The organism is Niastella caeni, assembly GCF_004834005.1.
Lineage (GTDB): Bacteria > Bacteroidota > Bacteroidia > Chitinophagales > Chitinophagaceae > Niastella > Niastella caeni.
Genome location: NZ_STFF01000005.1, coordinates 199,770 through 223,707 on the forward strand (window position 1 = coordinate 199,770; position 23,938 = coordinate 223,707).

A 23,938-nucleotide genomic window follows, 5' to 3' on the forward strand; every position below is an offset into this window, starting at 1 on the left:
TTCTATAAAGTTATTAAATACTTTAAAACAACGACCCCAACCTGGGGGCGGGGTCGTTATTTTCTTGTTATTGTATTTTTTTAGCCACCATGGTGAGTATGGTAGCCACTGCTACGGGTTCGCCGGTTTCATCAGTAACCTGCACCAGCCATTTTACAATGCCCTTGGCAATGTCATTGTCGTCTTTCTTTTCCTGTTCAATTTTTTCTTTACAGGTAAGCTGAACGCCAATGGTAGCTCCGGCATATACCGGTTTCATGAACCGGCATTCTTCCAAACCGTAATTCAACATTACGGGTCCCTTTTTGGCATCAACAAACAAACCGGCTGCGGCGCTTAAAATAAAGTAGCCATGCGCAACAGGTTTTTCAAAGATGGTGCCTTGCAGCGAGGTATGATCGGTATGCGCATAAAAATGGTCCCAGCTTACATTGGCAAAATTCACAATGTCAGCTTCGGTAACGGTTCGTTTATGCGTAATAACGGTATCGCCAATTTGCAGTTCTTCGAAGTATTTTCTGAAAGGATGCTTTTCTTCTTCGCGGGTTTGAGCGCCCGGTTGATACACGTTGGTAATAGCAGTGATGGCAGTAGGCGATCCCTGCAGGGCGATGCGCTGCATATAATGATGAACGCCGCGAATGCCACCCATTTCTTCCCCACCACCCGCGCGACCAGGTCCGCCATGCACCAGCATAGGTAACGGCGATCCATGGCCGGTACTTTCTTTGGCACATTCATTATTTAATACGAGTATCCGTCCGTGATGAGTAGCTGAGCCTAAAACAAATTCTTTTGCAATGGCGTTGCTGGCAGTAACAATAGAGCAAACCAGGGAGCCTTTTCCCTTTTTGGCCAGTGCAATGGATTCGTCTATGGTATTGTAAGGCATAATGGTGCTTACGGGGCCAAACGCTTCAACGTTATGCACGGCTTCGTTGTCGAAAGGGTTTTCGTTCTTTAATAACAATGGGCTCATGAAGGCGCCTTTTTGAGCATCGGCATCTACTACCTGTACACTGTCGAGCGATCCGTAAACGATTTGGGAAGAAGCCAGTAATTTTTGCACCTGTGCTTTTACTTCTTCACGTTGGCTTTGTCCGGCCAGCGAGCCCATGCGCACTTTTTCATTTTCGGGGTTACCGATGGTTGTTTGACTGAGCGCTTTTCCCAACGCCAGCCATACGTCTTCCATTTTATTTTGCGGAACAAAGATGCGCCGGATGGCCGTACATTTTTGTCCGGCTTTGGTCGTCATTTCTTTGCGAACTTCTTTAATGAAAATATCCCACTCAGGCATGGAAGGCGTTACGTCTTCGCCCAGCACAATACAATTGAGTGAATCGGCTTCCATGGTAAAGGGCACATTTTCCGCCAGTATACGGGCATTCGATTTCAATTGTAAACCGGTAGAGGCTGAGCCGGTAAAAGTGATTATATCCTGCGCAGTAACATGATCGAGCAGGTCGCCGGCTGAACCGCACAAAAGCTGTAATGAGCCTTCGGGTAGAATGCCGGAAGCAATGATTTCCTGTACCACAGCTTCGGTAAGGTATGACGTTATGGTAGCCGGTTTTACAATAGCCGGTACGCCGGCCAGCAGGTTCACTGCAATTTTTTCCAGCATACCCCAAACCGGAAAATTAAATGCATTGATGTGAACGGCTACTCCTTCTTTTGGTACCAGTATATGCTGTCCCATAAACGTGCCGCCCTTACCGAGTGGTATCGCTTCGCCATCAATACAATACGTTTCGTTGGGGAATTTGCGTCGAAGAGATGCATAGGAAAATAAATTACCGATACCGCCTTCTATATCAACCCAACTATCGGCCTTGGTAGCGCCGGTTTTATAGCTTATGGAATAAAATGTAGAGAGATGATTACGCAGGTGTAATGCCAGGGCGCGTAGCATAAGGCCGCGTTGGTGAAAGGTGAGTTTACGCAAAGCCGGGTTGCCTGTTTTTCTTCCGTATTCAAGAATGGCTTTGAAGTCGAGCCCGCGGGTAGAAGCATAGCCAATCGTTTCGCCGTTTACCGCATTGTACAATGTTTGTCCGTCTCCGTCGCCAGTGATCCACCGGCCGGTTACATAATTGCCCAGTTTTTTCATGAAAAATGTAGTTTTTGTTTTTTTCAAATGGCAGCGACTCAACGTGAAACGGCAGATGGCAAACTGAAAGGTCTCTGATAATCGAAACTTCATTTCTGTTCGCAGCACCTTGCATCACTCAACTCCTGGGCCGACGTTAGCCAGCCAGAGCCTGTTATGCCCGTTTCTAGTTTTTCGCTTATTTGATAATGATCGCAACTGCTAATGTAGCATATCCCCGGCTAATACCATCATACTGGAAACCGGTATAAGCCACCTGTACATTTAAGCGGTTGGTTTTTTGAGGCAGGTTAATACCGCCCGCCAGGCCGTATCCTAACCGTACCCGGGGCGATGACATATCATTTAACAGAAAGTATACAGCGCCGGTACGGAGTGAAGCATACACATTTGAGAGGGGGTATGCTTTTATGCCTGCTAAAAGGGGAATGGCGTATGATTTATTTTTAGAATCAACATATATGGCTTTGTCGCCCGTAAAGTAGTTATAAGAAGCTTCGGTTTCGGCAGCAAAGTATTTGGTGATCATTTTTTCGGCGCCAACAAGGCCACCGATACCAACGGTGTTGGAAGTAAGGTGTGATAATCCAAACGAAACAGTAGCGCCCAGTCTGAAAATAGGTCCCGGTTTAATTTGCGCAGTCCCGGTTTTTGCAAACAGGAGCAATGCTAAAAAGGTAAGCCGGTAACAATTTGCCATTGTTCTGCAGGATTAATGGTGCGAAATTAGTTTAAACCAATTATAAAACGGATTTAAAGCAACGTAGCGTATAAAAGAAGTTAACTTTGACCGGATTTTTTAAATAGTAAAAACAAGCATATTTATGTCGCGGTTAATTATAGCACTTATAAGCATTGGCCTGGTTGCCCTTGCGTGCAATAACGATGCTTCCCAGGGTGAAACTACCGATCGTAAAGATGGTTTTACCCCGGTTTTGAAAACCCAGGAAGACTCTTTGTACCACGATGTAATGCTGGGTCACGATGCCGGAATGGCCAAAGTGGGTAAACTGCGTAAAAATTTAAATGAAACCCAGCGCCTGCTCGACAGCCTCAATAAATTACCTGCGAAAAAAATAAATACAACGTATAAGCAATCCCTGACCGATCTGCACTCAGCGCTGACCAATGCAAATAAAGAAATGAATACCTGGATGGACGCATTTAAAGTAGATTCAGCCACCAACAATCCCGAATTGCGTATAAAGTACCTGCAAGGGGAAAAGGAAAAAGTAACGGTAGTGAAAGAGCTTATCTTTTCTGCATTACAACAGGCAGATTCGGTTTTGAAAACACCCCCAGCTCCCTAAAAAGGGAGCTACCAATAAACAACAGGCAGTTGGTTCTTTAGTTGTTGCCGGTTACCAGGTACCGGTTACCGGGAAATACAAAAGCCAATGGGCAATGGGCAATTATTTTCGGCGGCGCAAGGTTGCAAATTAGTTTCAACATTCGCGGGCTATTCACCACTCACCACTCACCATTCACCGTCTTCCGTCATCCTGTCACAATTTGCTTCTGGTAAATAATTTGCCGGGTGTAAAATTATGGAAACGATTCAACCACCCGTTCAATTTATACAGCATACCGATCATGAACTGTTGGATGCTTATTCTAAAACCATTACCGGCGTTGTAGGCAGCATAGCTGAAGCCGTGGTACATATTGAGGTTTCTAAAAAAATAATGGACCGGCGTACGCGTCAGGAGCGAGTTAACCAGGGCAGCGGTTCTGGCTTTATTATTTCTTCTGATGGATTTATTGTTACCAATCACCACGTTATAGAAAATGCAGGGTCAATAAAAGTGTCCCTGGCCGACGGGCGAAAAGTGAATGCCGAATTAAAAGGCAGCGACCGCAGCACTGATATTGCCGTTCTTAAAATATATGAGAATAGCCTGAAAGCCCTGTCTTTTGCCAATAGCGACCAGTTGCAGGTTGGGCAAATTGCCATTGCCATTGGCAATCCGTTAGGTTTACAACATACGGTTACGGCTGGCGTGGTAAGCGCCTTGGGCAGAACCCTGCGCGCTTCTGATGGCCGGCTTATCGACGATGTCATTCAAACAGATGCTTCGCTGAATCCCGGTAATTCTGGCGGACCGCTGGTGAATTCATTGGGTCAGGTTATTGGCGTTAACACCGCCATGATACCAACAGCCCATGGCATTTGTTTCGCGGTATCTTCTAACCTGGCCGCCTATGTTAGTGGCAAACTCATTATGCAGGGAAGAGTAAAACGGGGTTATCTCGGTTTGGCCGGGCAATTGGTAAACCTTACCGAACGCATGATCGCAGCCAACCGGTTGCAACGGAATACAGGGGTATATATTTCAGAAATAGAGGCCGATATACCGGTATATAACAGTGAGCTGCGCTCCGGGGATATTATTGTTGGGTTTAATGATCATCCTGTGGCTACCATCGATGACCTGCATAAACAGTTAAACGAAAAAACAATAGGGCAGAAAATACAGGTGCAGGTGCTTCGGGCCGGACATAAAACAACCATAACCGTTATACCGGGGGAAATGCGGTAATCACTCATAAAAGTGATCGAAAACCCGGCAGCTCTAAAAGGTTGGCGCCATAAAAGACAAAAGCGTGCTGCGGATTTCCTTCGCGACTTAGCTCAGGACCGTGGCACGCCTTGTAAATATTTATAAACTGTTAACAGCTATCGCTGCCAGTGTATTATTTTTTTCGCTTTCTTAGGCTGGCTGTTTAGCTTCAATTTGAGCGCTCAGCGATCTGAAAATCTCGTCAATGCTGCCTTCTCCTTTTACTTTAGCTACTTTACCGAATTTGGCGTAGTAGTCGGCCACAATAGCCGTTTTAGTCTCATATTCTACCAAACGCTTGCGGATCACGTTTTCATCGCGGTCGTCGCTGCGGGCAGAAGTTTTACCTCTGTTCAACAGGCGCGCAACCAGTTCTTCCTGACCCACCTCCAGTGCCAGCACCAACGTTATTTCACTGCCTTTTTCGGTCAGTAAAGCATCCAGGGCTTCGGCCTGGGCTACTGTTCTTGGAAAACCATCGAACAAAAAGCCTTTGGCAGCAGGGTTGGCATCCAGGGCTGAACCTATCATACCAATAACTACTTCATCAGGCACCAGTTGGCCTTTATCCATAAATGATTTTGCCTCAAGCCCTAACTGGGTAGCGTTCGCAATTTCCTTACGCAACAAATCACCGGTCGAAAGGTGGATCCATCCAAACTTTTCTATCAGCTTTTCCGATTGAGTTCCCTTGCCGCTACCGGGAGGTCCGAATAATATAAGATTAAACATGTTTTTAGTCTGTCCCTTTTGGAGTGGGCAAATATAAACCAACAGCAGAAATAATCTCTTTAGAATATGGGCTTTCTGATTAAAAATTATTTAATGGGATTAGTATTTTTTTGCTATGGATGCCGCGAATGGCAAGGGTTGGCCTGGTTTTCATCAATAAGTAAGTAAGGGTGGCCAGAACGGAAGCGATAGAACTATCCAATCAACAAAATGTTAAGCTCTTGGAGGTGTCGGTTAACTGACATCCAAACCGGTAACAGGCTACGTACATTTGATAAATACAATCAATTTTTATGAAGCGCATTTTACAAAGCCTGCTAATGATAATGCTGGCCGTTATTTTTCAGCAATGCACTTATTCTCAATCAAATACAACGAAAAAGGAAAATATGGATACTTCAAAAAAGAACCCGGTTTATTCCCGCAGCGATTCGTCGAAGGTGAATATCAGCGATGAAGAATGGAGAAAGATCCTGCCGGCCGATGTGTACGCCATTGCCCGGCAAAAGGGAACAGAAAGACCCTGGACAAGCAAATTTGAAAATTCTAAGGAAGTGGGGACTTTTTACTGCGCAGCCTGCGGTAATCCGCTGTTTAAGAGCGATACCAAATTTGAAAGTGGCTGCGGCTGGCCCAGCTTTTATCAGCCCATCAGCAAGAGTAGCATTATTTATGCGCCCGATAATACGCATGGAATGAGCCGCACGGAAGTAATGTGCGGCCGTTGTAAGGCGCATTTAGGCCATGTTTTTGAAGATGGGCCCCCTCCAACCGGCCTGAGGTACTGCATAAATGGAGTGGTGCTTGATTTTGAGAAGGCCCAGGCCGCTGAGAAAAAGTACAACGAAGGCGATCAGCAAAATAAGGAAGTTAAAAAAGGCGAGTAGTAGCCGGTTCGCTATTGAAGATTGGTTCTTGCAAACTGCCTTAATCTCAACGGTCTCATGGGAAGGGTGAGTCAGCCACAACCTCTTGTAAGTCAGGTGCATCCAGGCGCATGACTGGGAATGGCAGAAAGGATGTAAAGCGGAGCCTGCAGGGGAATGAGGGGAACAGTCTTCTCAGTGTAAAATAATTAGCAAAAATCAAAATAACAGCAACCTTATATAGTGGGATATTGTTATTGAATTAACGACTGTGGTTATTTAACCACTGGTCTATTTTTGCTTGTAATAATAGCGTGAAGGTGGCAGCCCTGTTTGACAGGGCTGCCTTTTTTTCGCAGTGTAATTGAAGGCCCGTCCCGGTTCTATATTTAAAATCAGGTGTACGGTTTTTGACTTCCGGACTAAAATTTTGAACCCTTAAGAACCAGAGAAATGTATATTTTTTTTATTTCCTACTTCTTACCGCCTGCTTCCGCGCTCTGGCCCCCAATGAATATTCCTCCAAACTTTCTTTCGAATACCTTCAACTTACCACTTCGAACTATCTTTGCGGCATGAATAAAAAGAAGACGGTGTTACAACAGGTTACTGTTGAAGATTATGCAGCAGAGGGCAAGGCGCTTAGCAAAAAAGACGGCAAGGTTATCTTTATTGAAGGCGCCGTTCCGGGCGATGTAGTGGATGTACAGTTATCAAAGAGTAAAAAAGAATGGGCAGAAGGAAAAGCCATTCATTTTCATTCCTGGAGCGCCGACCGGGTTACACCGTTTTGCGACCACTTTGGCGTTTGCGGCGGATGCAAATGGCAAATGCTTCCTTATGAAAAACAATTACAATATAAACAGAACGAAGTAGTTCAAAACCTGCGGCGAATCGGGAAAGTGCAATTACCGCCCATTCAGCCTATAATAGGTTGTACGGAAACAGCCCGGTACCGGAATAAACTGGAATTTACTTTCAGCAACCGCCGGTATTTACTGCCTGATGAAATTGCCGCTGCAAAAGATGCCGTTATTGAACAGGAGAATGCGTTGGGTTTTCACGTGCCCCGCTTGTTTGATAAAGTGATAGACATTACCACCTGCCATTTAATGGCCGAGCCGGTAAATGCCATTAAGAACACCATTCGCGATTACGCACAGCAACACAACCTCAGTTTTTACGACATCCGTTTTCACCAGGGTTGGCTGCGCACCCTCATTGTTCGGGTGGCCACCACCGGCGAAGTAATGGTAAACGTGTGTTTTGGTTATGACGATGAAAAAGAAAGGACCCGGTTGTTCGACCATTTATTAAAACAGGTTCCGGGTATTACAACATTACTGTACACCATCAACCCAAAAAAGAACGACACTATTTACGACCTGGATCCGCAGGCATATTATGGAAAAGGATATATAATTGAAACGCTGCATACAGGGCCGGGAGGAAAGAAATTGCAATTTAAGATCGGTCCAAAATCCTTTTTTCAAACCAATACCCGCCAGGCCGAGCGGTTGTACCAGGTTACCAGCGAGCTGGCTGAATTAACCGGTAAAGAAACAGTGTACGACCTGTATTGCGGAACAGGAAGTATTGGTTTATTTGTAAGCGACAAAGCCAAAAAAATAATAGGGGTTGAAACAGTGCAGGAGGCGATAAAAGATGCGTGGGAAAATGCAGCGCTCAACCACATTGAACATGCGAAGTTTTTTTCAGGTGATGTAATTGACGTTTGTAGCAGTGAGTTTTTTCAGCAACATGGGCAGCCTGATGTGGTAATTACCGATCCGCCCCGGGCCGGTATGCATGAAAAGCTGGTGCGTAAAATATTGGAAACAGCTGCGCCACTGGTGGTGTATGTTAGTTGCAATCCGGCTACCCAGGCAAGAGATCTTAATTTACTCGATGAAAAATATGAAGTGACCCGGGTACAACCGGTAGATATGTTCCCGCACACACATCACATTGAAAATGTAGTTCAATTAAGGTTGCGTAGTGGCCTGAAAGAGGTATAGCGGAAATAAAAAGCTGAAGCGGGAAATAAAATAGTTCCGCGAAGCCCAAAAATAACAATTCACGTATCCTATATTCAAAGAAACATCCCGAAATTCACGTTATAAAATTAGTAGAATGGCAGATCTCCGAATGCGAGGGTTTGGTGCAATTCCACCAGTAATAAAAAACCTGGTTATTATTAATGTATTGGTTTGGCTGGCAGAGCTGACTTTTGGTGACCAATTAATTAATCTTTTTGCGCTTCAATATTATAAATCCCCTGATTTTAGAGTATGGCAATTGATAACCCATATGTTTTTGCATGGGTCCTGGGGACATATTATTATGAACATGTTTGTGCTATGGATGTTTGGGACAACGCTCGAAGAAGTCTGGGGCAGTAAACGGTTCCTTGTTTTTTACATGATATGCGGGCTTGGGGCTGCTATAATACAGTTGGGTGCGTTGGCTGTAGAAATGAACATTTTAATGGATAAGTTTTCTGCCGGACAAATGGCAGAAGCGGAGTTCGCAGCGCGTGCCAGGTCTATTTATGGTTGGGGTGCAGTAGGCGCTTCGGGAGCAATTAATGGCGTTATGGTGGGCTTTGCTTATCTTTTTCCTAATGCCCCGCTGTTCATATTCCCTTTGCCAGTACCGGTAAAAGCAAAATATGTTGTTATAGGATATTTCCTGCTCGACCTGTTTGGTGGTATTAACCCCCGGTACGGCGATAATGTTGCCCATTTCGCTCACGTAGGCGGCGCCATTGTAGGTTTAATTTTAGTAATGACAATGAATAAAACAAACCGGCGTACCTTTTATTAACGTATTCAACTTTGTGTACCTTTTAACTGTTAAAATAGCGGAGAGGGTCACCTATTGACTATGGGTTATGCAAGCTGTTTTGTAAATTCACTAAAATATATTCCGTGCTAAGAGAAGATAGGTATAGGAAAAGAATTGGTTTGGGCCAGGACGGCAATTCCCTGGTCATGCTGGTTGGTGTTTTAGCCATAATCTTCTGCGTATTTAAATTTATATGGCTTGTATATAATATAGCCGATAAAGACCTGGCTGCCTATGACCAGAATGTTTTCAACTGGTTGGTAATACCCGGTGATTTTGAAAAAATGATGACTCGTCCCTGGACGCTGCTTTCCTTCATGTTCATGCATAGCGCTATCTGGAGTTTTGTAGGAAATTTATTATGGCTATGGGCATTCGGCTATATATTCCAGGATTTAACGGGAAATAAAAAACTGGTTCCGCTATTCGTATATGGCAGTGTGGGCGCCGGATTATTTTTTGTGTTATGCTACAATCTAATTCCCAAACTGGTGCCTGCTGCTTCTGGCGTTACCCTGGTAGGCGCATCGGCCGGAATAATGGCCATTGCTGTGGCTGCTACTACGCTGTCGCCTGATTATCGCATTTTCCCAATGATCAATGGTGGTATTCCATTGTGGATATTGACGGTACTTTATTTAATTATCGATATTTCGCTCATGGCTACTGAAAAGAGCGAACCGGGGCACTTTGCCCATCTGGCAGGCGCGGGTGTAGGATTTTTGTTTATTTATCAAATGCGTCGTGGGCGTGACTGGAGCAACTGGATGAATAATTTCTTTGACTGGTTAGGCAATCTGTTCAACCCCGACAGGCAAAGCTGGAAGAAAACTGCAAAAACCGACCTGCATTACAATGCAAGAGGAACCCAACCTTATAAAAAGATCCCTAACATTACGCAGAAAAGGATTGATGAAATATTAGATAAAATCAATCAACAAGGCTATCGTTTTCTCACCGATGAAGAAAAAGACATTCTGAAACGGGCCGCAGAAGATGAAGAATTGTAATTTTAAATATGGCCCGGTTTGTTAGAACATTTACAAAGCGGTTATGCATTATATTGAATGCGGTTATCGCCGGTCTTTTCCTGGTAGCCTGCGTTAATGCCTGGCTGCATCCTTCTAAATGGTGGTTTTTTTCATTACTGGGGCTCGGCTTTCCGGTGCTGTTGATCATGTTAGTATGCTTCCTGGTATTCTGGCTAATGCTCCGTTCAAAGTGGGCCGTTCTTTCTGCATTGGTGCTGCTACTTGGGTTGGCAAACATCCGCGTGTTTTTAGGGCTTCATTTTGCTACTTCCTTCAAACCTGAAAAGCCCAAAGGCGCCTTGCGCGTTTTAACATGGAACGTGCATTGGTTCGACGAGCATAACAAAAAGAACAAGCTGCGTAAAGACTACCGCAAAAACATGATCGCTTTTATTAAAGAACAGAACGCAGATATCTTATGTTTTCAGGAGTTTTTGGAATTGGGAAAATCCTTCGCATACAGCAATACCAACGCTATTGTACAGCTTAATTATCCATATTATTACCGGGTTATCGATTATGGTCAGGCCAGCGGCGGCCGCTTTCAGGCGGGCGTAGCTATTTTTTCCCGTTTTCCCATCGTTGACACCCAGCGTGTTTTGTATCCCAGTACCGAAAATGTGCGGGCAGCCGAAAGCCTCATTGGGGTAGATGTGCAGGTAAACGGAAAAAGGATCAGGGTATATACCACTCATTTGCAATCGGTTTTGTTTCAGAAAAACGATTACCGGAACCTGGAGATCATCAAATCGGCCGATGACAGCATGGTTACCGCCTCCCGGTCAATTATAAAAAAGTTAAAGAAGGGTTATGCGGCCAGGGGTTTTCAGGCCGACGTGGTCCGTAATAAATTAGACAGTTGTCCATACCCCGAAGTGGTTTGCGGCGATTTTAACGATGTGCCTAATTCTTATACTTATTTCCGCATAAAAGGCAACCGCCAGGATGTTTTTGTAAGAAAAGGCAGCGGCATCGGGCGAAGTTTTACCGCTGTGTCGCCTACCCTGCGCATTGATTATATTTTGGCCGATAAAGCCTTTGACGTGCTTCAATACAACCGCTTTTTGGTTCCCTGGTCAGATCACTATCCGGTAGTAGCGGATCTTAAACTGGCTGAGGAATAGATGTAAGGTAGATGGATGAATAAACTGGTTGCAATTCGGTGCTGGGGAATGAGGTCGAAAGTCAGACGTCGGAAAAACGAAGTAAGAAATAGGGAGTATGAAGTTTGCGATAACCAGTTGTTTTGAGGTATGAACCACAGAAATCTTCTGACATCATACATCCGGCTTCCGACTTCAGTTCCATAAATTACCCAAAATAACTATATTTGTCACATGTCATCCTTCAATTTCCATTCTTGTTGTATCAATTGCGCCGTTCTGGCGGGATAAATTTACTTTTGCATTTACCGGTTTTATTTTAACTATCATCAGATTTGATTTAATGATTTTTTATGAGTGAACTGAAAGTCCTGAATTCATATACGAGGCAGAAAGAAGTATTTACGTCTATTACACCCGGCCATGTGGGGTTGTATGTGTGCGGACCTACCGTAAGCGGCGAAAGCCACCTCGGGCATGCACGACCGTATGTTACGTTCGATGTAATTTACCGGTACCTGATGCATTTGGGTTATAAAGTGCGGTATGTGCGCAATATTACCGATGCCGGTCACTTTGAAGAAGAAGGGCGGGAAGCAGAAGATAAAATTGCCAAAAAAGCCGTGCTGGAAAAACTGGAACCCATGGAGCTGGTGCAAAAATATACCAACCTGTTTCACTGGGGTATGAAGCAGCTCAATAACCTTGATCCCAGTATTGAGCCTACCGCAACCGGGCATATAGTAGAGCAGATAGAAATGATAAAAAAGATCATAGAGGAAGGATATGCCTATGAGATGAATGGTTCTGTTTATTTTGATGTGAAAAAGTATGCGGAAAATTATCCATATGGTAAGCTCAGCGGACGCGTAATGGATGATCTGTTAGAGACTACCCGCGAACTGGAAGGACAGGAAGAAAAAAGAAATAAGCAGGATTTCGCATTGTGGAAGGCCGCGCCCGACGAGCATATTATGCGTTGGGTTAGCCCCTGGGGCGAAGGCTTCCCCGGCTGGCATATTGAGTGCTCGGCTATGAGCAACAAATACCTGGGTAGCGAATTTGATATCCATGGCGGTGGTATGGACCTGCAGTTTCCGCATCATGAAAGTGAAATTGCCCAAAGCACCATCTGCAATAAACATGTGCCTGCCCGTTACTGGCTGCACAATAACATGATCACTATTAATGGCCGCAAAATGGGTAAGAGCTATAATAATGTGATCAAGTTAACAGAACTGTTCAGTGGCGACCATCCGTTGCTTGAAAAGGCTTATACAGGGCAAACCATTCGATTTTTTATTTTACAAACTCATTATCGCAGCACGCTCGATTTCAGCAACGAGGCATTGCAGGCATCTGAAAAAGGATTAAAGCGGTTGTGGGAAGCGTATGAAGTGTTGCAGAAGCTGGAAGTAAGTGGGTTGAAGTCAGCACCCGGTAACCCGGAACTGGATGAGAAGATAAAAAAGCTGCTGCTGGAGCTGGATGATTTCATGAATGATGATTTCAATACAGCCAAAGTGCTGGCCAATATGTTTGAATTAGTTCCTGTGATCAATTCAATAAAGGACAAACACATTGCATCAGATGCGCTCAGCGCCGGCACTATGAAATTGTTCCAGGATTATTTCAAACAATATGTGGAGGGCATACTCGGGCTGAAAGGCGATGTAGAAAAGGAAGATGGAAAACTGGAAGGTGTTATTGGATTGTTGATTGAAATAAGAAAAGAGGCCAAGGCAAGAAAAGATTACGCAACATCAGATAAGATCCGCCAGCAATTACAACAACTGGGTATTTTGTTGAAGGATGAAAAAGATGGGGGAATAAGTTATTCGTTTGCTTAGAATACGCTTCAAGCCTCAAGCTGCAAGCTTCAAGCAAAACTACTTGAGGTTTGCAGCTTTTATTTTTATAGGGAAGAGTAAAGAAGCTGTAATGCATTCAGGTTTATGGTTGCTGCCATATTTTGTATTGCTTGTAGCTTGCGCCGTGTAGCTTGTAGCTGTTGTGCTTTTAGCTTTCGGCTTTCAGCTTTCGGCTTGCTCTTAGCATTTCTCTCTTCCACCGTGGTCCAGGTATTTTCTCCACGCTGAACCCGGCAGCGAGCATGGCGCGGCGTACATCTCCCTTACTGCAATACGTTACCAGGATGCCATCGGGCGACAGCATGTTCAGTAATTGCTCAAATACTTCCTGCGTCCATAGTTCAGGTTGCGCAGCCGGGGCAAAGGCATCGTAATAAATAATGTCTATTGGTTCACCCGGTGAATAGTTGGCCAGCAACGATTTCACCTTCTTAAATGAGAAGAAATTGGAAATGGCCTGGGTATTGTTCCATTCACCGGAATGTAATGATTCAAATATTGGTTGCCAGAAGGGTTGTTGCAGTGCTTCGCAATAATTCAATTGTTCGGTGATGGAATGTTCCAGCGGGAATGCTTCCACCGTTTCATACATTACTTTCCGTTGCAACCGTTTTGCTTCCAATATCGTAAGTAAAGCATTAAGCCCTGTTCCAAAGCCCATTTCAAATACCACACACCGGCTGGCAGCGGTATGCTGGCCAAACCAGTAACGCAAACCGGCTTCAATAAATACATGCATCGATTCCTGTATAGCGCCATGCACCGAGTGATAAGATACTTCCCACTCCGGTATGGCAACCGAATGCGAACCATCTTTCGTAACGATCAAATTTCGTTGCATGGGTACAAAATTAACGGCTATATTGCAAAGTAGCCCAAGTAGGTGACAACTTTCATACAAACTAATAATACCTATGGCCATGTATACCTTACACCTTTCCAAAGACAAAAAAATAAAAAAGCTTATTGAGCAGAATGGCGAGTTCACCTTAACCAAACAGAAGAATGTGTGCACCTGGCTCTGTGCCTCTATTTTAAGCCAGCAGCTTTCTACCAAAGTGGCCAAAGTAATTCATCAGCGATTTTTGAATTTGTATGAAGGCAAGGAACCAACACCTGAACAGATTATAGCTACCGCGCCGGAAACCTTACGTGCTATTGGTTTATCAAACGCCAAAACAAGCTATGTGCAGAACGTGGCGCGGTTTACCCTGGAGCAGGGCATGGACCACCGTAAACTGCATAAAATGAGCGATGAAGAAGTGATTGAATACCTGACCCAGATAAAAGGTGTAGGACGCTGGACGGTAGAAATGCTGTTAATGTTTGCGTTAGGCCGCGAAGACGTGTTTGCCATCGATGACCTTGGCATTCAGAATGCCATGATCGCTTTATACAAACTCGACCGCACCGATAAAAAGCAATTCCGCGAAGAAATGCTGCGCATTTCAAAAAAATGGAGCCCTTACCGCACCTATGCCTGCATGTATCTATGGCGCTGGAAAGATAATATACCAGTGAAGTAAATATCAAATCATAAGAGCTCAAACGCAAATTATAAATCCCCAAATCTCGAAATCCCCAAATCCCAAATCTACTGCAACACGGCATTTACTTCCTCAACCCTTTCTTTTAATTGCTTAATGGTCATATTGTATAACACGCTATGGCGGTTGTTTACCCGCTGCACCAGGTGCACGTGGGCAATAAAATTCTGCACGATCGCTATTTTATCACTGGGGGTTACTACAAGCAGTTGCAGGTGAAGCTGCTTACACAACTCCATCAGGTAAGTTGCTTTTTCTTCGTCCTGGTTACTGAAGCTTTCATCCACCGCAATAAAGCGCAGGCTCCTGCTGTTCTTTCCTTCGCGCGTAATACCAAACTGGTAGGCGATGGCGCTACATAAAATTGTATACGTTAACTGCGCTTTTTCTCCGCCCGACAATTGTCCCATTTGCCGGTATGTTTTCTTAAGCTCATCGGTGTTGCGGAATTTTTCATCGGCCCAGAATTCAAACCAGTTGCGCACGTCCATTACCTTGTTGCGGTAATTTTCATTTTTATCCAACTCATCGATCAACGGTTGTACTTTCTGGGTAAAATGGCGCGATTTCTCTTCAAAGCTGCTCTGTTGCCAATTGGCTGCCTGTGGAAGCGCATCCAGCAAACGGCCTCTGAATTCTTTGATATCCGTTCCTGAAGGCACGGGTCTTTTTCCTAATTGAATATAAGTATCGGGCAGGCGGTTAAAATTGATACCGCTCAATGATTGATTTAACCGGTGCACGCTGTTATTGATATCGCGTTCCCATTTTTCCATTTCTTCATTCAGGCCACCGATCTTATAAGTAATTGTATCGTTGATGTAACTCTCAAAATCGCGTTTGTATTTTGGCAGGTTCTCATGCACAAGTTTCCCCAACCAATCAATGTATTCATTGGCGTAGGCGGCATCTTCGGGCAGGTGTTGCACATCGCCGTCCCACTCGGGGGAGAACTTGCTTTTTAATTCGGAAGATGGGTTTTTGATGCGGTTGATGCATTTGTTCAACTGCGTTTCCTCTCTATGCAATTCATCTTTCTGCTTTTCATGTAAACGCATTTTCCCCAGCTTCAGTTCTTCGTATACTTCTTCAATGTTCTCAAGAGTTATATTCGATAGCAGCGTGGCTTGTTGTTGCTGGAATTGTAACAGCCCGTCTTTATCAGTTTCATTAATATGTTGCAACAGTGGTTGCAATGCTTCCTGTTGCTGTTCGTGGTGCTGAATACGGTCTTTGAGCCGGGTTTCATCAATCAATAGCTGACCGCGTTGGTTTTCCGCCTCGTCTTTTTTCTGTTGTATATCTATTAATTGCGCTTTTAAATTATCCAGCTCTTTATTAGCCTTTCGCAATCCGTTTATCTGTTCCTGAATTTTATGAATGGAACGTTGAATGCCGGCTATATCCAAAGCGGCATATCCTTTATGTTCCTGGATGCGGGTCACCGCATAGAACTGTTTTTGCAGCCTGTCGGTTTTGTTTTTACATTTCTCCAGCGTTTCATTAGCTTTCACTGCCTGGTCGGCCAACTGGTTTCTTTTCTTTATCAGGAATTCTTTTTTCTTCTCATTGTTCCAGCCCATTACATATTTGCCGGGGTCGTTCTTGCCGGTTCGGTCGTCTTTTTCGTGGCGTGACTTGTTTTTGATCAGTCCGTTTATGGTAATGGCTTTGTCGTACCGGTCAATGGTCTTTTCATCATTGATACAAACGTGATCAAAAAACGCGATAACCTGCTGTTCTACCCACTTGCTTAATTTGTTTTCTGGATGAAACTCCAGCTTTTCGTACACGGTATCCCTTTCCGGATTTTGTATGAGAGGATTATCTGTTACGTGTTCATACACCAACCGCATGCCCAGGTTGTTGTTGTTTACATACTTGTTTACTTTTTTGTAGTGTTTATCAGGCACCAGCAATCGAAGCGAGAAAGCGCGCAGCAGTTTCTCGAGGGCCGGCTGCCATTCGATAGATTCAGTTCGTACCTGCATTAATTCACCACAATAAGGAAGGTCATTTTGATCGAGGTTCAATGCGTCGCACAACTGTTTGCGCACACTGATGAGGTTGGCGGGTATGTTATTTTTACTTTGTAATAAATTATTCAGTTCGCCTTCCACCTTTTTCTTCTCAGCATCCCATTTCTCTTTGTTGCGTTTGGCCCCATATTCATCCTCTTCATTAAGCCGTTGTTTGGTATCCAACTCCAGCTTTTTTCTATTTACATCCTTTATGATCCGATGGTAGCCTGATTCATCTGCAGGCTGCTTTTCATCTATATGCAATTCCTCGCACCAACTGGAAAATAGCGCCAGATTCTCTGTTGCTTCGTGTTTTTTGAGTTCCAGGTCCTGTGCATCCTTTTCAAGCTGTTGCATGCGCTGGCCAGCCTTATTCTGATCGATCTGGTTTTTGATTACCCGTTCTTCCTCCTGCAACTGATCGTAGGTTAATTTTACAACCTGCTGCTTTTGTTGAATGTCTTTAATGGTTGCATGGCTTTCTTCAATAGCCTGGTGTAATAATTCATTGCGCGTAAAGCTGTTCCAGATCCTGGCCGTTTGCAACAATTGTTCTGTTACCTCAATGTCGTTCTTTAATGTATTATAGGCTTTGAAATGTTGCTCTACAGGGGTAAGTAATTTTATCTGCTCTTCTGCTTTTTCAATATTTCGTTGGGCATCGAGCAAGGTGGCCAGGTGTTTTTTCAGGTCCTGGAACGACTCCTCCATATTCCGTGGTTCCAGCATGTGCGTGCGGATAAACTCATCGAGGTTGCCAAGTACTTTAATACCAACGGTTTGGTTAAACAACTGCAAGGCCTGTACGCTTTGCATGCCCAATACATGCACCAGTTGTTGGGCATATTTGCTGGCAGCATCAAACCATTCTATTTGTTTACGGCTGCCTTTATTATAACGTTGGTCGAGCGACTTCTTCCATTGACCATTCAGGTCGAATGGCTTGAAATCTTCATCAATACGCAAGGGTTTATGGGCAATGCCGAAAAGCCTTTTCATATCACCGTTAGAAAAATACCGCACCTGGAAAAGTGTGACCGTTTGTTCGGCTTCATTGGCGAAGTGAGCGAGTAGAATGCTGTAGGCCTCGTCCTTATTTTCGCGCAGGTACAAGGTCTTTAATGAACCGGTGCTTTCGCTGTTCATGGAACCATAACCACCCATTACATAAGTTTCTTCTGTACGATCGCCTTTCTTTTCACTACCGCTACTTTGGTTGTAGAAGCGGTATCTTTTTTCCGGAACGATGAGGGTAAGCAGCGCATCAACAAAGGTGGTTTTACCACTGCCGTTGGCGCCGGTCAATAAACTGGTTTCACCCATTGGCCTGATGCTATGCACCACATCATCAAAGGTACCCCAGTTAAATATCTCCATGTATTGTAACCGAAATCCGCTCTTTTGACTATCAGTACTAAAAACGCTTAACTGCATAATGTTTTGTTGAAGGTTTAAGGTTTAAAGTATAAGGTTGCCCGAATATTGAGGTATTCGCTTTATACTTTCTGTTCTTCCGGCTGCACACTTTCATTCAATTCCTTTGTTTCCCTGATTCGTTGCAACTGCTGATAGAAGTGGTCCAGTTCTTCACTGCCCACTTTGGCTTTAATGATCTTCTTTATGCGAAACTTTTGCTCATCGGCCAGATCATGATTTTCCGTTTTATCGAGGAAACCATTTTCCTCAGCCTTATCAATAAGCCTGTCTATATCTTTAAGGAATTTAACGCGACTGGCATTTTCTTTAAAGAACAGTTCGGCATATTCCTTTATTTCACGGCGTTTTTTTATCAGTTCGCGGTTGGTTGCTTCTCCTACTTCAAATTCAGCCATCATTTCACGTAACAGCACCAGCATAACGCTTTCTTCATAAGTAAGCGACCGTCTTTGTATCCAGGTTACCGGATTATCTTCTTCCTCTGTTTGCAGATGTTTTACATAAGCATAGCCATCCTGTTCATCGAGCACCAGGGTTAAGCCCAGTTGTTGTAGAAAAGTGGTAAGCTCCACTTTATATTGAATCAGCTTTTCCCAGGTGCTTTTTTCAACATATTCAACAGGGCCTTTCAGCAATTTTATAAATACAGTTGTATATGGTAATATTTTTTGCTGGGTGTTCATGTTAGTTATTTACTGAATAATAGATAAGGAACTTCTACAAATTTTGTAGCAGCTTCATTTAACGGAATATGTTCGCTGGTATTATGGATCACTTGTACGCGGCTTGCTTTATCGCGTAAAAACCCAAAATAGCTTACTATTTCAGCAATGCCATTCTCGAGCGGTTGTTTTTCCAGCACTTCTTTCAGGGTGGCCGTTTGTTTTTCTTTTAATGTGTCTTCTACTTTCTGCCATAATCTTTTTTTATCGATATGAGTGGTGTTAACCATTCGGCTGAATCTTTCCGGATCAGCAATTTTTTCACTGGCAGCTACGGGTTGTTTTACCGATACGGTTGCTTTCTTTTGTTCGAACAGCAACTTGCGCTCCATCTGCATTTTTATTTCCACGCCTTCATCCAAAGTAATGCCACCCTTTACCTCGTCTTCCATAAGGTCAAAGATCAATTCCTTGATGTTGCCTATCTGTTGACGTAACCGCTTGTGCCGGGCAATTTCTTTTTCAGAAATAATACGGCTGAGCTTTTCGGCCATTTTATCATTGGCATCGTATACCGTTTTACCTTGCTCTAACAACAAAGATTTGATGTTCTGCAGAAAATTGTCATCGGCTTCTATACCGCGGTCTTTTAATAGATAAAGTAGTTGTTCCGTTAATTCTTTCCAGTCTTGCTGACCGGCACGGGAGATCAAAAAATCCCAGAAGGCATAAAAGCTTTTTCCCTGGTTACTATTGCGCAATGCATCATAGGCGGCAAACGCAAAACCAACAATGGCGCCTTTGTTCTGTTCAGCCTTTGTATGCTGCTCAACAATGGCGCGGTGTATTTGCTTGAAGTTGTCTTCTACTTCCCTGAAATCGCTGATCAGTTCATAACACAGCCGGGTAAACAATTCCAACCGCTCCTGAACCTGTGCGTTACTGTAGTTATCGGGCGCCACACCAAGCTCTATTGCTTTGATCTCTTTATCAATTTCTGCACGACGGTCCTTTAGCATTTGTAACCGCTTGGGCCGGTCATCTTCTGTTTTTTCAACAATATCCTGAAGTGAGTTGAACAATAATTTAAACCGGCTTTCCGTTCCTACGTGATTGCGTGCCTGTAGTGTAAGCAGCCATTGAAATACTTTTTCGGTATGCGCGCTTAACTGGTATTGTACATTGCCTTCAGCATCCTGCAGGTCTTGCAAAATTCTTTTTTGCACCCAGCTTAAAATGTATTTACGGCTGCGGGTTTCTTCATCTTCCCCGAAAATGATTTTGGCTTCTTCAAAATCTTCTGTCCCATCTTCCTGGTGCGACAAGGTTTCTGTTAATAATTGTATTAACGTGTCTTCGTGAATAACAAACCTGTTCTCTTCCTTATATACATGATATAAAAAGGGTAAATACCAGCGGGCGCTGCGTGAGCGAAGCATTTGTACGGCAGGACTGGCAGTCAATAAAAACAATAAGTCTTCCTGTTTCATGTTCACAATCGCTGTACTGGTTTTCAGGTAATACAGAAGGTCTAAAATAGGCCAATTATCCAAATTCCCTCATGCAATATCTCCCCGTATTGTGCATAAATTCTTCCGTTATACCATGGTTATTTGTGTATTCGTTTTACCCATTTACATGAGCCATTGTGAAATCGTGACATTCTTCCTCCTGGAAATAAAATTTTCATTGCTATATTCACTTGCCATTTAACACATTAAAAATAATCGGGGTTGGTTTTATCAAATGTTTTTTTCTATCTTACCTGCCTCTAATTTGTAGCTTATCCATGCGCCTTATTAAACAAAGTATTCTATATTTTAAAGAGGGGAATTCCGATAAAGTATATGAGATCGACCTTTGCGATGTAGGTAATGATAAATATGTGGTGAACTTCCGGTATGGTCGAAGATATTCCAAATTAAAAGAGGGCAGTAAAACGCCGGTGCCGGTTTCGCTGGCCGAAGCCGAAAAGACCTACAATGCGCTTGAGGAAGAGAAATTATTAAAGGGGTATACCACTTCAGAAAGCGGCGTTTCAACAATACCCAAAACCACTTCATTCAGCCTTACTACAGAAACTACCATTGGCGCCAACTGGATGTCGATGCCGGCCGGGCGTGCAAAAGGTATTTTGCAACGCTTATATAATGCAACGCAGGGAAATACCACTTCGTATCGTACCCAGTGGAAGCTTTCCCGCATAATTTGGAAAGCCGGCGAGTACAGGATACAGGAGGCCGCGCCATACATAATTAAGTTATTTAACAACGGCGATATTCTTCATCAATACTGTTGTACATGGGCTTTGGCCCGGTGCGGTAACGAAACTGTTGCATCTTCCTTACAACAAATTTTCAGCGAACATACATCGCCGGTAATTAAAAAAATAGCGGGTGCTGGTCTGCTGTCTGTTTTAAGCGGACAGGCAAAGCAAGAGCACCTGAAGCACTTTCTTAATTCCTTGCCCGACGCTATAAAAACGGCTGTTGAAACTGAGCAGGGACAGGAACTGGACGCTGTATTGCAGGAAAGAATAGTGCAACAACAACCGCAATACAACTGGTTGGAAAGCCTTTATCTTGTTTCGGTTGAAAAGAAATGGGTCCGTCCATTTGTGAAAAAGATACTATTGCAGATTCAGTTAAAGCCAGCTTACTTCAAACATATCAGGGCGGTATTCAAGCAGGCCGAACTGTTAGATGATTATGAAATATCGGGTTTGTTGGCTTGCCGGTTCGAACGTGAAACGGAGTCATTCAAACACCAAATACCGATCAACAACCTGCAACAAAAGACTTACATTCAGGACGCTGGCGGCTATGTGAATCCGCATTCTGAGTTGAAAAAGGCAAACAGCCGGATTGCCTATTCTCAAAGAACGCGAAGGTATTTGCGCCAGCGGGTAAACCGTCGTTTACAAATGTATGGCAACGCCAATAGCCTTGATTATGTAAAACTGGCTACCGGCATTTTGCTCGCCTATAATAAAGAGCTCGATTTTAAAGCAGCTTACGCTACGTCTGTTTATAAATGGAACGGTCGCAATTATGCCACGGTAAAAACCCATTATCCGCAGAATGCACAAGCCGTATTCATGCATAAGGTATTAAGTGGCGATCATCCTGAGCTTTTATTGGTCGGTAACAAGGTATGGCGAATTAAATCGGAGCAGGAATTGCTGGCCACAAGGTCTATTCCCAAGAGCTCTGATGCCAATAAAAAGGATGATGCCGGTTTATTAAAGAAGATCGCCGGTATTTTTGGCAAGAAGAAAGATGCAGAGCAACCTGTTTCTGGCAATAATGAAGCGTCGCAAACTGCACCGGTAAATGAAAATGGTACACCGTACCTGCATTTATGGAACCAATTGCCGCAGTCGTATATCCAGTTGCTCATGGAGGCGCAGTTGGATGAGATCCACGAATTTGCGCAGGGCGGTTTAACTACGCATCCTTCCTGGAGCCAGATAAAAGAAAAACTGGACAAGCATGCATGCAAAAAGTTATTGCTTTCTGCATTCGACATACCTGCTGCCTTTGGTTTAACCATAACAGTGGAGAAATTCGCGGGCAGGCAACCAGATGCTGATCTGGTTATGGCCCTGTTGAATTCGCGCAATACCAATGCCCGCAGCAAGGGTAAAGAATGGGCTGGCACTTACCAACAAGAATACCTGCAGCAGGGCGATTTTATTAAAGACCTGCTCTTTGCTGCTGATGAAGAGATCTCTACCTGGGCAAAAGGACTGCTTAAAAATAGTAACCTGAGCGGTGATGTAAAAAAGGTGGTGGTAGGTAAATCCATTGCTGAGTTAATGGCTTTCTCCGCCATGACCAGCGAGAACGAACAAATTATCAAACGCGCTACCGATACTTTATTTGAACTCTTTGGCGCTGAGTTGCAGCAGGTACCATTTAATATTATAGCCGACCTGTTGCAGCATTCGGTACCGCCTGTGTTGTTGTTCGGATTACAATTGTTAAAAGCAAAACAACCTGTTAACCTGCAGGATTTAAACAAATCTCTGCTTTTTGGCTTGTTGCAACATAGTTATGTGCCGGTACGCGATCTGGGACTTGCCTTGTTTGGTGAATTGCCTGACGAAGCATTATTAAAATTCGGGAATGATATTATCGTTTGCTGTACATCGCCGTTTCAGAATGTCAGGCGTGGGCTGGGCCCGGTTATAGCCCGCATGGCTCAAAAGGACAGGGCCTTTGGAGAAAGAGCAGCAGAAACCCTGATGCCGTATTTGTTGAGAAAAGAAGCCAGCGAAGGGTTACATGACGATGTAAGCAGCATTTTATGCAATGAATTGAGCGATTACTTACAAGGCGCCAATAAAGAAATTGCATTAAACTTATTATATGGTAATTACACCGCGGCACAAAACGTAGGCATTGTCATTCTTCAAAAGTATACAGATCCTTCGCAGTTAACCATTGCCCAGGTTATTGCCTTAGGTGCCCATGAAAACCTGAATGTGCGCACGTGGTGCTGGAAGTTTTATAATGAACAGGTGGCGCGGATCAAATACGAAAAAGATGTTGCAGTAAAATTACTCGACAGCAAATGGAAGGATACCCGTCAGTTCGCTATGCAGTTTTTCAGGGAACAGTTCACCGCAGATGACTGGTCGCCCGAAGCCCTGATTGCCCTGGCTGATTCTGTTAAACCCGATATTGAAGCATATGGCCGGGAATTGATCACTAAATTCTTCACCAGCGAACATGGCTTAACCTATTTGTTGAATTTGAGCCAGCACCCCAGTGAAAATATGCAGTTGTTCGCGACCAATTACCTGGAACGTTTCGCTGCCGATGATGTTGAAAAGATAAGATCGCTGGAGTTCTACTTCCGTTCAGTATTAACGCGGGTGAACAAAAGCCGCATCGCCAAAAACAGGATCTATCATTTTCTGCTAACCGAAGGCCGTAAATCAGAAACCGCCGCCAAAGTGATCGGTGCAATGTTATCGGATGTTTCTGCCATCGCAGCTATCGGCGACAAGGCAAAGTGTATAGATGTATTGCTGCAACTGAAGTCGTTGTATGAAGTACAAACGCCGTTGATAGTAAAAGAGATAGAGGTGAGAAGTTGATAAAGTTGATGATGTTGATAGTTGCCAGGCCCCGGTAACCGGC

Annotated in this window: 17 protein-coding genes; 10 read left to right on the plus strand and 7 right to left on the minus strand. The window is 44.0% G+C overall.

Annotated features, from left to right (window positions below; genetic code table 11):
• Positions 1–67: 67 nt before the first annotated feature.
• Both paaZ and FAM09_RS18605 read right to left on the minus strand, forming a co-directional pair.
• Positions 68–2,113 carry a phenylacetic acid degradation bifunctional protein PaaZ gene (gene paaZ, locus FAM09_RS18600; protein ID WP_136578646.1) on the minus strand — a complete coding sequence of 682 codons (2,046 nt, stop codon included), beginning with the start codon at positions 2,111–2,113 and terminating at the stop codon, positions 68–70.
• 178 nt (positions 2,114–2,291) lie between these two features.
• Positions 2,292–2,813, minus strand: a complete 522-nt coding sequence (locus FAM09_RS18605) for a hypothetical protein (RefSeq protein WP_136578647.1) — start codon at positions 2,811–2,813, stop codon at positions 2,292–2,294.
• A gap of 124 nt (positions 2,814–2,937) precedes the next feature.
• On the opposite strand from FAM09_RS18605, the gene FAM09_RS18610 reads away from it, so the two are divergent.
• A complete protein-coding gene (locus tag FAM09_RS18610) occupies positions 2,938–3,423 on the plus strand; it encodes a hypothetical protein (RefSeq protein WP_136578648.1) in 486 nt (161 codons plus the stop codon).
• Between the two features lie 237 nt (positions 3,424–3,660).
• Positions 3,661–4,653 (plus strand): S1C family serine protease, encoded by a 993-nt coding sequence (locus FAM09_RS18615; protein ID WP_136578649.1) that lies wholly within the window; start codon positions 3,661–3,663, stop codon positions 4,651–4,653.
• 171 nt (positions 4,654–4,824) lie between these two features.
• Here FAM09_RS18615 and FAM09_RS18620 read toward each other — a convergent pair whose 3' ends face one another.
• Entirely contained in the window at positions 4,825–5,406 is a 582-nt protein-coding gene (locus FAM09_RS18620) for an adenylate kinase (RefSeq protein WP_136578650.1), read from the minus strand.
• A gap of 293 nt (positions 5,407–5,699) precedes the next feature.
• Here FAM09_RS18620 and msrB point away from each other — a divergent pair, with 293 nt between their 5' ends.
• The 6 genes from msrB to cysS all read left to right on the plus strand — a co-directional run bounded on the left by msrB (position 5,700) and on the right by cysS (position 13,103).
• Positions 5,700–6,293, plus strand: a complete 594-nt coding sequence (msrB, locus tag FAM09_RS18625) for a peptide-methionine (R)-S-oxide reductase MsrB (RefSeq protein WP_136578651.1) — start codon at positions 5,700–5,702, stop codon at positions 6,291–6,293.
• Between the two features lie 554 nt (positions 6,294–6,847).
• A complete protein-coding gene (gene rlmD, locus FAM09_RS18630) occupies positions 6,848–8,290 on the plus strand; it encodes a 23S rRNA (uracil(1939)-C(5))-methyltransferase RlmD (RefSeq protein ID WP_136578652.1) in 1,443 nt (480 codons plus the stop codon).
• A gap of 115 nt (positions 8,291–8,405) precedes the next feature.
• Positions 8,406–9,098, plus strand: coding sequence for a rhomboid family intramembrane serine protease (locus FAM09_RS18635; protein WP_243751714.1), 693 nt, complete (start codon positions 8,406–8,408; stop codon positions 9,096–9,098).
• Positions 9,099–9,202: 104 nt separating this feature from the next.
• The gene (locus FAM09_RS18640) at positions 9,203–10,129 is read left to right on the plus strand and encodes a rhomboid family intramembrane serine protease (protein ID WP_136578653.1); all 927 of its coding nucleotides are present in this window, start codon (positions 9,203–9,205) and stop codon (positions 10,127–10,129) included.
• Between the two features lie 8 nt (positions 10,130–10,137).
• The gene (locus tag FAM09_RS18645; protein ID WP_136578654.1) at positions 10,138–11,274 is read left to right on the plus strand and encodes an endonuclease/exonuclease/phosphatase family protein; all 1,137 of its coding nucleotides are present in this window, start codon (positions 10,138–10,140) and stop codon (positions 11,272–11,274) included.
• Between the two features lie 332 nt (positions 11,275–11,606).
• Positions 11,607–13,103: a cysteine--tRNA ligase gene (cysS, locus tag FAM09_RS18650; protein WP_136578655.1), complete on the plus strand. Its 1,497-nt coding sequence runs from the start codon at positions 11,607–11,609 to the stop codon at positions 13,101–13,103.
• 169 nt (positions 13,104–13,272) lie between these two features.
• Here cysS and mnmD read toward each other — a convergent pair whose 3' ends face one another.
• Positions 13,273–13,965 (minus strand): tRNA (5-methylaminomethyl-2-thiouridine)(34)-methyltransferase MnmD, encoded by a 693-nt coding sequence (gene mnmD / locus FAM09_RS18655; protein WP_136578656.1) that lies wholly within the window; start codon positions 13,963–13,965, stop codon positions 13,273–13,275.
• Positions 13,966–14,038: 73 nt separating this feature from the next.
• Between mnmD and FAM09_RS18660 the strand changes: the two genes are divergently transcribed.
• Complete coding sequence (locus FAM09_RS18660) at positions 14,039–14,650, plus strand: DNA-3-methyladenine glycosylase family protein (protein ID WP_243751715.1); 612 nt, start codon at positions 14,039–14,041, stop codon at positions 14,648–14,650.
• Between the two features lie 68 nt (positions 14,651–14,718).
• On the opposite strand, the gene FAM09_RS18665 is transcribed toward FAM09_RS18660, so the two are convergent.
• From FAM09_RS18665 to FAM09_RS18675, 3 genes are all read right to left on the minus strand, one after another.
• Positions 14,719–18,126 (minus strand): ATP-binding protein, encoded by a 3,408-nt coding sequence (locus FAM09_RS18665; protein WP_136578657.1) that lies wholly within the window; start codon positions 18,124–18,126, stop codon positions 14,719–14,721.
• 62 nt (positions 18,127–18,188) lie between these two features.
• Positions 18,189–18,812: a DUF4194 domain-containing protein gene (locus FAM09_RS18670; RefSeq protein ID WP_136578658.1), complete on the minus strand. Its 624-nt coding sequence runs from the start codon at positions 18,810–18,812 to the stop codon at positions 18,189–18,191.
• Positions 18,813–18,817: 5 nt separating this feature from the next.
• Complete coding sequence (locus FAM09_RS18675; protein ID WP_136579024.1) at positions 18,818–20,281, minus strand: DUF3375 domain-containing protein; 1,464 nt, start codon at positions 20,279–20,281, stop codon at positions 18,818–18,820.
• A gap of 299 nt (positions 20,282–20,580) precedes the next feature.
• On the opposite strand from FAM09_RS18675, the gene FAM09_RS18680 reads away from it, so the two are divergent.
• Positions 20,581–23,895 (plus strand): hypothetical protein, encoded by a 3,315-nt coding sequence (locus FAM09_RS18680; protein WP_136578659.1) that lies wholly within the window; start codon positions 20,581–20,583, stop codon positions 23,893–23,895.
• Positions 23,896–23,938 lie beyond the last annotated feature (43 nt).

Excerpts from the sequence above, each read along its gene's own strand:
- paaZ (WP_136578646.1), bottom strand. The coding sequence starts at position 2,113 with ATGAAAAAACTGGGCAATTATGTAACCGGCCGGTGGATCACTGGCGAC.
- FAM09_RS18605 (WP_136578647.1), bottom strand. The coding sequence starts at position 2,813 with ATGGCAAATTGTTACCGGCTTACCTTTTTAGCATTGCTCCTGTTTGCA.
- FAM09_RS18610 (WP_136578648.1), top strand. The coding sequence starts at position 2,938 with ATGTCGCGGTTAATTATAGCACTTATAAGCATTGGCCTGGTTGCCCTT.
- FAM09_RS18615 (WP_136578649.1), top strand. The coding sequence starts at position 3,661 with ATGGAAACGATTCAACCACCCGTTCAATTTATACAGCATACCGATCAT.
- FAM09_RS18620 (WP_136578650.1), bottom strand. The coding sequence starts at position 5,406 with ATGTTTAATCTTATATTATTCGGACCTCCCGGTAGCGGCAAGGGAACT.
- msrB (WP_136578651.1), top strand. The coding sequence starts at position 5,700 with ATGAAGCGCATTTTACAAAGCCTGCTAATGATAATGCTGGCCGTTATT.
- rlmD (WP_136578652.1), top strand. The coding sequence starts at position 6,848 with ATGAATAAAAAGAAGACGGTGTTACAACAGGTTACTGTTGAAGATTAT.
- FAM09_RS18635 (WP_243751714.1), top strand. The coding sequence starts at position 8,406 with ATGGCAGATCTCCGAATGCGAGGGTTTGGTGCAATTCCACCAGTAATA.
- FAM09_RS18645 (WP_136578654.1), top strand. The coding sequence starts at position 10,138 with ATGGCCCGGTTTGTTAGAACATTTACAAAGCGGTTATGCATTATATTG.
- cysS (WP_136578655.1), top strand. The coding sequence starts at position 11,607 with ATGAGTGAACTGAAAGTCCTGAATTCATATACGAGGCAGAAAGAAGTA.
- mnmD (WP_136578656.1), bottom strand. The coding sequence starts at position 13,965 with ATGCAACGAAATTTGATCGTTACGAAAGATGGTTCGCATTCGGTTGCC.
- FAM09_RS18660 (WP_243751715.1), top strand. The coding sequence starts at position 14,039 with ATGGCCATGTATACCTTACACCTTTCCAAAGACAAAAAAATAAAAAAG.
- FAM09_RS18665 (WP_136578657.1), bottom strand. The coding sequence starts at position 18,126 with ATGCAGTTAAGCGTTTTTAGTACTGATAGTCAAAAGAGCGGATTTCGG.
- FAM09_RS18670 (WP_136578658.1), bottom strand. The coding sequence starts at position 18,812 with ATGAACACCCAGCAAAAAATATTACCATATACAACTGTATTTATAAAA.
- FAM09_RS18675 (WP_136579024.1), bottom strand. The coding sequence starts at position 20,281 with ATGAAACAGGAAGACTTATTGTTTTTATTGACTGCCAGTCCTGCCGTA.
- FAM09_RS18680 (WP_136578659.1), top strand. The coding sequence starts at position 20,581 with ATGCGCCTTATTAAACAAAGTATTCTATATTTTAAAGAGGGGAATTCC.